Source organism: Chitinophaga rupis, from assembly GCF_900109685.1.
GTDB classification, from domain to species: domain Bacteria; phylum Bacteroidota; class Bacteroidia; order Chitinophagales; family Chitinophagaceae; genus Chitinophaga; species Chitinophaga rupis.
This window is the reverse complement of the sequence record NZ_FOBB01000007.1, coordinates 131,827-145,292: the sequence shown is the minus strand read 5'-3', so window position 1 is coordinate 145,292 and position 13,466 is coordinate 131,827. Positions and strand designations below refer to the sequence as shown.

The window sequence follows — 13,466 nt, the reverse complement described above, 5'->3', positions numbered from 1 at the left end:
CCGGCCTAGAACAGTGAAAGCTGGTCTTCGCCGGTTTTGCTTTTTTCTTTTTTAGCCGCAGCCTTCACTGCTTCGCGCAGCTCGCCGGGAATATCATTTACAAAGGGAGAAATTTCCTGCTGCTGTTCCTTTCCATATAAAATGCGTGTAGCCGCATGCGTAATATGCAGCTCTTCTTTAGCCCTTGTAACTGCTACATAGAACAAGCGGCGCTCCTCTTCCATATCGGTATCCTGCCTGCCGGAAGGTGTAATGCCCTTTTCTGCGCCGGCTATAAATACTACCGGGAACTCCAGTCCTTTGGCAGCGTGAAAAGTAAGCAGGTGAATGCCATATGCCTGCTGCTGGCCGGTAGTGGTATGCACGCTTAAGGTGGTATCTTCCAAAAACCGGTGCACATCGGCCTGCGCTTCTTTAGCCAGGGTTATGATGGTGGCTTTCTTTAACAGCTGATCTTCCTTCAAAAAACCGTCCGGTAAATACTGACGGCAAATGGCCTGTACAGCCCCTCCTGCCCCGCGTTGCAAAAGCACATCCGGCAGCTGCTCATAAAAGGTTTGCCATAACCCGAAATTGTCTTTCGCTTTTTTACTGATGGCGGTTGGTGCATGCACGCGCCAGTCCTGCTGTTTGGTATGCAGCTGGGAAAGGTATGTTCTGATCTCCTGCTTTTCCCAGCCCAATGCATAATGCAGCACACCATGCAGGGCCACCATATCACCAGGATGTAAATAGATGCGCAGTATATCCGCTATCACAGAAAATGGTGCATGTGCCAGCAAGGCCTTGCCATCGCTCAGATGCACGGGAATATCCGATTGCTGTAACAGGGTTAACAGCTCTTTGCCTACGGCATGGGTGCGGAATAAAATGGCGATATCAGAAAAAACATATCCGCCTTTATGGGCAACACCACTGGTTAGCTGGTGAAACCCGCCTACATGTTTTTCTATTTCCCGGATAATATATTTTGCTTCCTGCAAAGCATCCGGCGCATTATAAACCTTAATGCGCGGACCCTGGTGTTTGGTAGGCTCCACCTGCAACCCACTGCGTATCGTATTATGCTGTATCACCTGCCCTGCGGCTTCCAGTATGGTGCGCGTGGAGCGGTAGTTTTGCGTAAGGCTGATCTGCTGTGCATTAAATTCCGCTGCAAAACGGAAGAACAATTTTACATCCGAACCACGGAAACCATAAATAGCCTGGTCAGGATCGCCAATAGCCAGTATGTTCTTACCGGCGCCTAACAGCTGAATGAAAGTGTATTGCAGGGTGTTGATGTCCTGGAACTCATCTACCGCGATAGCCTGTACCTGCTGCCGGTATTGCTCCAGCCAGGCAGGTTCTTTTTTCCAGCTATCTGTTACCTGTGTTAAAATGTGCGAGATATCCACGGCATGCTGTTGCTGCACATAATCGCAGTAACGTTCCGCATAGCTATGAATATTGGGAAAGCCACTGCTGTCCTGTAGCTCAAACAGGTTGGCCAGGGCTTCGCATAGTTTTTTACTATCGCTTTCTTTCAGCTCCGGGAACAGGAAGCGGATAATGGATAAACGGCTTTCTTCATCATACACTGTATCCAGCCCGGGGTAATGGTCCTGCAGCATGCGATAGGCAATGGCGTGGAAAGTGCCTACCCGCATGGGCCGCACATCATCGCCCACGGTATGTGTAAGGCGCTCTTTTATTTCTGCGGCGGCTTTTTGCGTAAAGGTAATGGCCAGTACCTGGCAGGGAGCTGCCTGCCCGGATGTTACCTGTTGGCTGATCCACTGAATGAGTGTGCTGGTTTTACCGGTGCCCGGGCCCGCAGTAACCAACACGGCGCCCCTAAGCGCTGCCTTCACCTGCTCCTGTGCAGGATTTAGCTGCAAGGGCGCATTCACCGCTTTCAGCACCGGACTAAAAGCCTGTACTGCAGCGGTGGCGCCGGCAAAAGTGCCTTTCTTATTTTTGACAGCAGGCGCCTCCTGCCCACCCAGCAGATAGAGCTGGCCGGAGAGGTTTTTCACCTCTCCTTCTTCAAATATTTTGATCACGCCATACAATCCATCATAACCCGGTACCGGTTTTACTTCCTGTGCACGCATGCGGCGGATGGCCTCTGCCAACACCGGCCCTCCCTGTTTGTTCAGGTCCTCTACCGGTACTTCTTTTAACACATTAAACTCATTGCCGAAAGTGGAAATGGTTTGATGGAACAATTGCTGCACAGCCTTGCTATCCGGCCCGCTGCCTTTTATTTCTGATAAGATCTCCGGCAGAGGAATAATATAATCGAAGCTGGCAGCGCCTTCCGGCCGTTGCGGTGCAGCGCGGTCTGAGAGTTTTTGAATGCGGTGCAATACGCCAATGGTCAATGGCTCCCCGCATTGCGGGCACAAACAATTATGCTGCACACTTTCTTCCGGCAGCCAGGAAATACCGCATTTACGGTGTCCGTCGTGATGATACTTTCCTTCTTCCGGGAAAAACTCATATGTACCTAAAAATCCCTTTTGCGTTTTAAGGGCATTGAACAGCCCTTCATAACTGCGCTCTGTATCAAACAGGTTCGCTTCCCGTCCCAGCTTCTGGGGCGAGTGTGCATCGGAGCTTGATATTAGCGTAAAGCGGTCCAATGCGCTCCATTGCCAGTTCATGGCGGGGTCGGAGGACAAGCCGGTTTCAATAGCAAAGATGTGACCGGAAAGATCGCGGAAACATTCGTCAATACTGTCATAACCGCCGCGGGAGCCCAGGGTGGAGAACCAGGGCGTCCACACATGCGCAGGCACCAGGTAGGCCTGGTCGGAAGCGGCCAGCACGATCTCCAGCAGGTCGCGCGATGGCAAACCCAGTATAGGCCGGCCATCTGAAGCCAGGTTACCGATGGTTGACAGCTTTGCATTGATACGGGCTACGGTTTCAAAATCCGGTGCATATACCAGGTTATGGTTCTTGCGCACCTTATCCCCGTATTTATAAATAGAGCTGATCTCTGAGGTCAGGCAAAAACGCACATCAATATCCTGCACCTTCATACCCGGCAGCGCCGGTGTGGCGGGCGGGTTCTTCAGGCGGAACAAACCATTGCCATCAGGCTCCAGTTTTTCCTGTAGTTCTTTGAACCATTGAGGATGTGTAAAATCGCCGGTACCTACTACATGAATGCCTTTTACCCTGGCCCACTGATAGAGGGTTTCCAGGTTAAGATCCTTGCTGGTAGCACGGGAGTAGTGGGAATGGATATGGAGGTCTGCTATATAGAACATAAGAATGGCGGGGGTAAATAGTAAAGATAAGGAAAGTCGATGGTTCGGAGTCCATAGTCGATAGTCAATGGTCCATTGGCCCGTGCGTAGGATGAGTATAACGTGATAAGGCGCATATTCGTGCTAAAATTACCATACGATCCAGGCTATGGACCATCGGCTATGGACCATGGACTATATAAAACCATTTTTCACATTGATAATTTATTTATTTTCGTGTACATGGACCAGGTGCAAAATGGACATTCCGTATATGTGCTGAAAACCGGGAAGAACCTTTATAAGATCGGCAAAACGCAGGATCTGCAAAAAAGGCTTTCTTCCTACCACACCCACCTGCCCATTGTTTTCCGCCTGGTACGCCAATACACCACCACACTTATGGATGACCTGGAAGCAAGCCTCCACATGGCTTTCCAGCATAAACGCGTAAAAGGAGAATGGTTCGAGCTGCTGCCGGATGACCTGGTGATCTGTGATAATATTGCCCGCGGTTTTGCCCGGGTACAGAAACCAAAGGAACGCAGCAAACATACCCAGATCCAGTACAGCAGCAACCCCATGCTGCAGGTAATGGAAGCCAACGAAAAATACCTGCACGACTACTCGCGTATTGCCGATGACCTTACCCTGGGCCTGAGTATTGACGAAGTATTTGCCCTGCATGATGGCGCCGTTAGCATGACGGTTATTACCACTGTAAAACGCCTGCTTCAATACCGCACACCTAACGCTGAATTCCTGGGTCAGTGGTGGTACATTGTAAGCGACCTGGGCGCCGGCATGAGCGAAACCAAAGTGCTGGAAAAATATAAAGGCCAAACCACCCGCACTACCGTGCAAATGATCAAACGCATCCTGCGTAACCAGCTGTATTAATTTTATCGCTCCTCCTTATTTTCTGCCTCTTACCTCGTTTTTCCCATGTCTTTCTCATGTGTTTCTCATGTCTTTCCCTACTGGATCCCATGTTTTTCCCTAGTGAAGTCCATGTCAGCGTTTAGATATGCAGATATGCCTCCTACATTTTTTGTAATTTATCCCTATGAAACGTTTCTTTTTCCTCACCCTTCTGCTGGGCTGCGCCCTGCTTACCCACGCACAATCCAAAACAAAAAGTTACTTTCCGCCCCGCGGAGAATGGCAGCACCGCCCACCCGCGGCATTGGGCCTGGATTCGGCCCAATTACAGGCCGCTATTAAATTTGCACGCGATAATGAATCCAAATATCCCCGCAACCAGGAGCTTACCCAGGCTATCCAGTTCGGGAAAGAGCCGTACAGCGCAGGCATAGGCCCCTTCTCTGAACGGGGAGAGCCTACGGGTGTGATCATCTACAAAGGTTATATTGTAGCAGAGTGGGGAGAACCGCTGCGCGTGGATATAACCAACAGCGTTACCAAAAGCTTTTTATCATCCGTAGTAGGTGTGGCGGTAGACCATGGGCTTATACGCAGTGTAACGGATACTGTAGCGCCTTATATACCGCCCATTGAAGTATATAACCCAGTTAGCACAGCTTCCACACCCGGGCAGCCAGCTTTGTTATATCCTTTTGCGGGTGAGCATAACCGCACCCTTACCTGGGAGGTAATGCTACGGCAAACCAGCGACTGGGAAGGTACTTTATGGGGCAAGCCGGATTGGGCAGACCGCCCGGTGGGCAATGATCCTGAAGCATGGCTGCACCGCAAACGCAATGCCCCCGGCACCGTATATAAGTACAATGATGTGCGGGTGAATGCCCTGGCGCTGGCAGCTACCTGCGTATGGCGGCAACCGCTGCCGCAGGTATTAAAGCAGCATATTATGGACCCTATCGGCGCATCCAATACCTGGCGCTGGTATGGCTACCGCAATGCATGGATCGTGCTGGATGGCGCGCCGGTGCAATCGGTTAGTGGTGGCGGGCATTGGGGCGGTGGTATGTTCATCAGCGCATATGATATGGCCCGCTTTGGCCTGTTAACCCTGCACCGGGGTAACTGGAACGGTCAGCAGCTATTGTCTGAGCAATGGGTTAAACAAGCCCTTACACCTACAGCTGCGGAGCCTACTTATGGTTATATGAACTGGTTCCTGAATACTGATCATAAGCTGGCGGCAAGCGCACCGGCAAATGCATTTATCCATATCGGCAACGGCACTAATTTTATTTATGTTGATCCCTATCATGAACTGGTAGCCGTGGTAAGATGGATTGATTATAAAGCCATGAACGGCATGATAGAGCAGCTCTTAAGTGCGATAAAATAATTGCCGGATTAACTGCTACCCTTATACGTAGTTATACGTAGATGATATGGTGCAGCCCGTCAGACACGCCAACCTTTCATGTAAAAAGGGGCGGTTTCCGGATGTATTCCTGGTTAAATTCATACTTTTGGTCCGGGTGACTAATAAGTTCAGAACACGATGTAGCTTACCCGCAGACCGGTGATGCGACCAACATCCAAGTCATTTCCCATCCGCTTTCAGGCGGGTGGGATTTTTTTTATCCATGAAACAGTATAGCCCCCGGTTCACGGGGGCTATATGCTCGCTTATGGGGAAGCCTCAACCTAGCTTCCTGATTTGCCTAAGCACCAGTTAGAAAACTGTGCTCATTTATCTCGAAGATTTGTAGGTGAACTTTTCTTTGAAAGAAGTTCTTACGGCGCCGTTCTGCGTCATAAAATAGCTTACTTCAAAAGAAGCTACTTTACCATCACCGCCAAAAGTGATCTTGTTCACACCTGTAGGATCCAGCTCTGCAGAGCGTTTATTGGCGCCGGCAAGCTGCCCGTAATAATTAGTAATAGAAGTGATCTTTCCTGCATCATCAAAAAAGAACACCGGGCTAAAGCTGCCGTAGTAAGAGGTGCCGGTAGCGCCGCTCCTGATAGGGTGGCCGTAGGTTTTGGCCACATTCGGATCATACATGGCAATGGAGTTACCGGAATAAGTGATCAGGTTCATATCCAGCGGATAGTAACCTGTAAGGGTGGAGCTGATATTGTCTGTCATAGACCCCGTCATAGTGTAAACACCATCATAGCTGTTACGCACAGCAAAGGAAAACAGCGCAGTACCAAAGTTACCGCTGATAATACCGGTGGAGGCGGATGCGATCTTTAACGGCAGCGCATAATTCACATTAAAGTCAAACTCGCTGCTCCTGATAATAGCCACATACACCTGGATCTTTTGCGTACCACTTTTGATCACGATATTGCTGGGCAGATGGTATACGCTGGCAGGGGGCGCAACGTAGTTCGTCCCCTGCTCTGCATTATATGCATTTAATGCAGCAGTGTCAACCTCCAGCGTAACCGTAATATCATTAGGCGCCATGGCGGCACCGGAGTAACTGAGATTTAAATTGATGTTGGCGGAGTCTCCTTCGCCCAGGCTGCCCAGATCCACTGAAAACCGGGGCACTACTGCGCCTGCTGGTGATACAATAGAGCCGGTATTCTCAAATTCCACTACGTTGTTAGACTGCGCCGGGTCCACTGCCAGGTGGTCCTTTAAGCAGGAAGTAAATGCCAGTGCCATTACAGCAAGCGATACTTTCTCTATAATATATTTCATCGTAATTTTTTTAATTGTTTATACTTCACAAAACAACTCTCCGTTACTGTGCTGCCCAGAAAATAAGTGATGAAAAAGGATTGATCCCCTTAGGCATGTTAGTGCCGTTGTTGGATGATTCCGTATTCGGGTACAGCAGGCGGGTAGGCAGCCTGTCAGGACGGGTGCTGATAGATTGTGTGGAAGCAAATGTTTTCAGCGCGTCTGAAGAGCCATTTGTAATAGCAGGGTAATGTGTTCTGCGGTATTCATTCCAGGCTTCATGCCCGTGTATGAAGTTCAGCGCCACATACTTCTGGGTAATGATGGCTTCTATTTGCTGCGGCTGCGTGGTGGCCAGCTCAAAATGCACCAGGTAGTTGTCCGGATTATTTTCCAGGTAAGCATCATAATCCACCTGCGGATCCCAGCCAGCCAGGTCAAAGGTGCCGTCCGGTTTCATATAATCATATTTGAAAGAAGCCAGCACGCCGGCATCAAACAACACTTTTGCATCGCCGGTAACAAGGCCTCTTACCACCCCTTCTGACTGCAATAAAAAGCTTTCGGCTGCCAGCATTAAAGGCTCACCGGCACTGGGCGCTTTGAAAATACCAATACTGCCGCCTGCAGAGGTGCTGCCCCTGTCGCTGCCTGCATTAGCCCCGGATAACCAGGCGCTGCCTGCAGGTGCAGATGGTACGCTGTTACTTTCAAAACCCAGCTGGTTAGCAGTAGTGTTCGGGAACTGGTAATAAATGGCATACCCCCGGTAATCATCCAGCTTGGTACCATTGTAAAATGAAAGGATCCATTTGGTAGGTATCCAGGCTTTATTGCCTGCGCTGCCGGTAGAGGTATATACCCAGGTGTTCCAGGCAGGGTTTTGCTTGTTGTTATCCCTGGAATAACCGGGGTTTATAATAGCGTCAGTGGTCAGGAAGCCGGCATCATCAAAAGCGGTGTTGGCAAAAGTAACCTTGCCGCCTGCACGTATCATTAAGCGAAGCTTAAGGGTGTTGGCCAGCTGTTTCCATTTTTCCATATCGCCTTTAAACATCGGATCTGCGCTGCTCCCCAGGTCTTTTACATTACTGGTGCTGCTGCCTTCCTGGCTGGCTTGTGTATTTTTAATGATGATGATGGCAGAATCCAGCTGTATGGCCAGGTCCTTGTAAATATCCTCTGCCTTATCATAAGCGGGTGTAAGCTCATTAACGCCCTTTAATGCCTCCTTGTAGGGAACATCATTATAAGTATCTACCAGCAGCTGGAAGTTGAAAGCCTTCATAATGCGGGCTGCCGCATTAAAGTAACCGTAATCCGCTATGGTATCTGTTTGTTGTATCACGTACTGGAAATCCTCCAGCAGGTCGTAGGAGGAGGTCCATAAACCGGTGCTGGTAGCATTACTGAAATTGTAGGTGACCGCTGCACCAAAACCACCGTAGCCACCGGCGTTGGCGGCATAACCTACCAGCTGGGAGCCGTAGCTGTTAAAGCTGCTGATGTTGGCAGCAGTATATACAATTGCCTGCGGCAGCACTACTTCCGGCGTAGCGGAGGTAGCGGTATTCGGGTTGGTGTTGATATCCAGGTATTTTTTACAGGAGCTTCCCAACACAACCATTCCTATGGATATAAAAAGTAGTAAGCGTTTTTTCATTTCTCTGATTTTTTAAGATGCAGTTAGAATGTCAATGACAGGGTGGCGCCGTAAAAACGGGAAGGAGGCGTTTGCCCCAGACCGGTAAGGCCTATACCGTTGCTGTCATTACCTGCATCACTGTATTCAGGATCTGTATAATAGTTTGATTTGGCCAGCCAGATGAACAGGTTACGTGCCTGCACACTAATAGTGGCGGCTTTAACAACCCTGATCTTGCTGAGGAAGGATGCCGGCACGTCGTAAGACAATGCGATCTCCCTCATCTTCCAGAAATCGCCGGAGGTAACATAGTTAGAGGCCACCGTACGGTTTTCATCATTGGTCCAGAAACCGGAGTTACCATTACCGTCAGTAACGGTGATGTTGGTATTCTTAATGTACTGGCCCGGGTGGTTGGGATCTTCATAAACGGAGTTCGGGAATACAAAACGGTCACGGTTAAACGCTGCTGTTCTGTAACCGGTGCCGGACCAATCCAGCTCACCACCCATATTATTAAACACCATGTAACCACCGCGGTATTCAAACAGGGCAGATAAACGGAACTGTTTGAAGCGTACGTTCAGGTCCAGGCTCAGGCGATGGCGCGCCACTGCATTACCCAGGATCTTAATGGTATCATCTGTTTTAGGTGTACCGGTAATGCGGTCCACGATCACGTGGCCTTCCGGATCGCGGCTGTAATCCTTACCCATAATTACCGGGAACATATTGCCGGCTACGGCATAGGAACCGGTACCATTGCCATAGGCAGAGAGTGATAACCGGGGCAGATCCGCGCTGATGTTATTTACCTTATTGTCCAGGAAGGTATAGTTGCCACCTACGGTTACATCCCAGTCAGCCGTTTTGATGGGGGTTACGTGTGTGGTTACTTCCAGGCCGCGGCTGGTGGTTTGCCCGCTGTTCACACGAAAAACGGAGAACCCGGTAGCGCTGGACACAGTAGTATTTACCGTTTGGTTATCGGTTTTGGTGCTGTACCAGGTTACGCTGGTAGTAATACGGTCGTCCAGCAGGTTTAAATCAAAACCTGCTTCATAACCTTTGGTGATCTCCGGCTTCAGGCTGGAGGAGATCAGCGTATTATTCACCGTATAGCCGGCTACGCCATTGTAAGGGTAACCATTGGCCTGGCTAAAGGTGGGCTGCAGGTAGTACGCGCCAAAATCACCGGCATTACCCAGGTTCACCTGGCCTACTTTTGACCAGCCGCCTCTCAGCTTCAGGTAAGTAATGGTGCGGCTTTGCTTTAATGCGGTAATAGCGTCGCTGGCTATGAAAGACAGGTCCACAGATGGGTAGAAGAAAGACCGGTTATCAGGCGCCAGTATGGAAACCCAGTCATTACGGCCGGTACCATGCAGGAATAGGAAATTCTTATAGCCGATACGGAAATCAGCATAAACGCCCATCTGGCGGGCTTTATAATTCACCTCACCACCGCCCAGGTTAGAGGTAGTGTTACTGGCGTTATACAGGTCCGGGATGGTTAAGCCGGTTGCATTAATGTTTACGAACTTGGATTCATCCTGGCGCCATTGGCCACCGGTGATCAGGTTAAAGCTGAAATCTCCGTACTCCTTGCGGAACTGCGCAAATGCATCGCTGAGCAGCTCTGTGATATAACCGCTTTCATCGGAAACCGCAGCAGGGATATCTGTTTTAGCTCCACTGGTTGTTTCTGCATAAGCCGTATAATCAAACGCGCCCTGCCAGGTTTTGCCGGAGTAGTTGCGGGTAGCAATACCCTGGCGTACCGTCAGGTCAACCCACTCGGCCGGGGAATATTTCAGCTCCAGGTTACCGGTTAAATAATCATTCCGGCTTTTGGAGCGGTTGTTATCCAGGGTAAAGTAAGGATTCTGGTACCAGGGATTATAGAACCCATTAGGGTTGGCAAACTTGTCGGTTTGCCAGTTCTTATACTTGGTAATATCCACGTTCTGCGGCATGTTCAGCAGGTTAGCGTACATGCTGGCGGTTTGCGTGGTAATATCCCACCTGTTCTGCGTATAGCCAATAGCGTAAGTGCTGCTTACCTTATTGCCTATTTTACGGGTACCGTTGGCGCGTAAGGTGGTGCGGTTGAATTTATCTTTAGGCGTAGTACCTTTTATGGTAGCATACTGGCCCGAAAGGTAGAAGGTAGATTTATCATCACCGCTGGTAACGGAAAAATCCGTCTGGTTGGTTAAGCCATGCTGCCAGAAATTGTTGTGCTCATTGTTGCCGCTATACATAGCGGAATCCTGGCTGCCATCTTCCAGCGGCTCGCCCAGCGGCACTTTGGAGCCGTCAAATGCAGGGCCGTAAGATTGGTTTTCCAGGTTGGAGAACAGCGGCTTGCCGTTAGCATCATAGCCATAAGCGCTGCCACCTGCTCCAAAACCGTATTGCAGCTTGGGAAAGTAGGCTACCGATTCAATGGTGGTAGTGTTGGATGCTTTTACCTGTGTGATGCCGTTCTTACCTTTTTTAGTGGTTACGATGATAGCGCCATTAGATGCCTGTGAACCGTATAAAGCGGCTGCACCAGCGCCATTCAGCACGGTCAGGTCTTCCACATCTTCAGGGTTCAGGTTACCCAATACCGTGTTAGGTACAATTACGTTGTCCAATACTACCAGTGCCTGGTTGTTACCGGTTAAGGAACGCTGGCCTCTTAATATCAAACGGTAGTTGGGATTTACACCACCATTGGTGGCATTGATCTGCAAACCTGCTACCTTACCCTGTAAGCCGCCGGCAATGTTCACTGCTTTTCCGGCCACCAGCGTGGCTGCTTTAATAGTAGTGTTGGCGGTACCTACCTCACGGCGTTTGGATTTAATACCACCGGCGGTTACGATCACCTCTTCCAGTATGCTGTTGCTTACTTTCAGCACAATGCGCAGGGACGCCTCGCTTTCCACTTTTATTTCCTGCGGCTCATAGCCTACAGAGCGGATCACCAGCGTAGTGCCAATGGGTACGTTCAGCTCAAAGCGGCCTTCCCCATCCGTAACGGTACCCGAGCTTTTGCCCTTTATCTGGATAACGGTGCCGGGTACTGGACCGCCATCAGAGCTGATCACCACTCCTTTCACAGGCCCCTGTACAGCCATAGGTGCCATGCTTTGCACTGAGCTTACATTGGTGGAGCCGGCGCTTCTTTTTACGATCACCACTTTATCTACAATGTTGTAGGTAAGCGGCTGATGTTGAAAGCAGAGTTTTAATACGGATTGAAGATCTACATTTTTTACTTCCAGGTTGACAGGTTCGGTTTTTTCCAGGTCTTCTCTTGAGTATAGGAAGGAGTAGCCTGTTTGTTTTTGTATCTCTTTGAAAGCCCTGTCCAGGGTAATGTCCTTTAAAGAAAGGGTAATGCTTTGTAAGGTACCGGCACTTACTGGCAGGCAAATAGCGAGTAATAATACCAGTGACAGGAATGATGTAACAAGCCTGCCTCTGCACCAGACGGCGAAGATCATAGATTAGATTTTGGTTGATTAATAAATGTTCAGAACACGATGGTTTAGATCACCCACAGGGTAATAGGGGAATGCGACCAACATTCCTATTTCCTTTTAAGGGTATTCATTTTGTTGTTTTCTCTACATTAATATGCTGGCTGTTTTAAAGGTGATAAAATAACAAGTCTAATACGAATTACTTAACGGTAAAATGATGACGTTCAATAGTTACTTGAAAACGGTTTACGGTTGATTACCTTACTTTGGTTTAGCTATATAATATTTACTACGGTTGCGTTACTATTATCTTTTTGCCTTCTATCCTGAAACGGAGCCTTCCGGTTAGCTCCAGCATAGTTAGCAGCTTGGAAACCGGCACATCCCTGGGTATGGATCCCACAAAATGTTGTGATACGGCGCTGGTGTAAACAATTTCTGCATCGTACCAGCGGTTCACCTGCCGCATTATAGAGGCGATATCTGCATCATTAAAGGCAAACATGCCGTTCTTCCAGGCGGTAACAGCGGCAGTGTCGGTATCCGGCATCAGGCGGAAAGTGCCGTCGGGCTGTAATTGCGCCTGCTGGCCTGGTTGCAGCACCTGTATATTATTTCCCCTGCTTACTCTTACTGCTCCTTCTAAAAGTGTGGTGCTGACCCCTGCTTCGTCCGTATAGGCATTAATATTAAAACAAGTGCCCAACACGGTTATCTCCATCCCATTCACCATTACTTTAAATGGTTTCCCCGGGTTCCTGGCCACTTCCAGGTAAGCCTCCCCGGTAATGGTTACTGTACGGCTGCTGCCTGTAAAGGTTACCGGGTAAGTAATGGACGATGCGGCATTCAGCCATATCTTGCTGCCATCCGGCAATACCAGTCTGAACTGGCCGCCCCTGGGCGTGGTAAGCGTATTATAACCTGCTGTGGCGGCAACATCGGAGGGTGGCTCGTACACCAGCTCTCCGCTGTTCAGCTTCAGCCCTTTGGTATTTTCCAGCTGTGAAAGAAAGCTGCTGCTTCCTTCATACAATGCTATAGAGGTGCCGTTGGCCAGCGTTAATACCGCTTTACTGTTACCCGGCGGCAGATCGTTCTGAAACCGGTTATGCGCCCATGCCGGCTCATGGTGTTTTTCTCTGAACAGGAAGTAAAGCCCGGTAGCCGCCATCAGAACTATGATGGAGGCTGCTGCTACGGCAGGCCATGCCAATAACCGCTTTACTTTACCTTGTGTACCCGTTGCCGGTAGTGCATTGCGGGTAACCCTGCTATACATATAGTCCCAGTCTATGGGCGGCTCTGCCGATCCGGGAAGAATATTTTCCAGGTGTTCATCTGCCAGCGCTTCCAGCTTTTCCTTCATTCCCGGTTGGCCGATGTATTCAAAAAACTCCTGCAATTCTACTTCCGTGCATGTTCCATCAATATACTTCCTATACAAATAGGTGAGGCGGTCGGAATTCCCCGTCATTGTTGACATTTTTGTACTCTGTACTTATACAGACTGTTTTAAAAAGGGATAG

General features: G+C 49.4%; 7 protein-coding genes. 2 read left to right on the top strand and 5 right to left on the bottom strand.

What is annotated here, in order from left to right; all coding sequences use genetic code 11:
• Positions 1-5: 5 nt before the first annotated feature.
• Entirely contained in the window at positions 6-3,260 is a 3,255-nt protein-coding gene (locus BMZ54_RS23600; protein ID WP_089918077.1) for a UvrD-helicase domain-containing protein, read from the bottom strand.
• 162 nt (positions 3,261-3,422) lie between these two features.
• On the opposite strand from BMZ54_RS23600, the gene BMZ54_RS23595 reads away from it, so the two are divergent.
• Positions 3,423-4,139, top strand: a complete 717-nt coding sequence (locus BMZ54_RS23595; protein WP_238386667.1) for a GIY-YIG nuclease family protein — start codon at positions 3,423-3,425, stop codon at positions 4,137-4,139.
• 166 nt (positions 4,140-4,305) lie between these two features.
• On the top strand, positions 4,306-5,517 hold the full coding sequence (locus tag BMZ54_RS23590) for a serine hydrolase domain-containing protein (RefSeq protein WP_089918075.1): 1,212 nt from the start codon (positions 4,306-4,308) through the stop codon (positions 5,515-5,517).
• 351 nt (positions 5,518-5,868) lie between these two features.
• Here the strand turns inward: BMZ54_RS23590 and BMZ54_RS23585 are convergent, their stop codons facing one another.
• From BMZ54_RS23585 to BMZ54_RS23570, 4 genes are all read right to left on the bottom strand, one after another.
• A complete protein-coding gene (locus tag BMZ54_RS23585; protein WP_089918073.1) occupies positions 5,869-6,834 on the bottom strand; it encodes a DUF1735 domain-containing protein in 966 nt (321 codons plus the stop codon).
• A gap of 43 nt (positions 6,835-6,877) precedes the next feature.
• On the bottom strand, positions 6,878-8,479 hold the full coding sequence (locus BMZ54_RS23580; RefSeq protein ID WP_089918071.1) for a SusD/RagB family nutrient-binding outer membrane lipoprotein: 1,602 nt from the start codon (positions 8,477-8,479) through the stop codon (positions 6,878-6,880).
• Positions 8,480-8,502: 23 nt separating this feature from the next.
• The gene (locus BMZ54_RS23575; RefSeq protein WP_238386666.1) at positions 8,503-11,958 is read right to left on the bottom strand and encodes a SusC/RagA family TonB-linked outer membrane protein; all 3,456 of its coding nucleotides are present in this window, start codon (positions 11,956-11,958) and stop codon (positions 8,503-8,505) included.
• A gap of 268 nt (positions 11,959-12,226) precedes the next feature.
• Positions 12,227-13,414, bottom strand: a complete 1,188-nt coding sequence (locus tag BMZ54_RS23570; protein ID WP_162277654.1) for a FecR family protein — start codon at positions 13,412-13,414, stop codon at positions 12,227-12,229.
• Between the last annotated feature and the right edge of the window lie 52 nt (positions 13,415-13,466).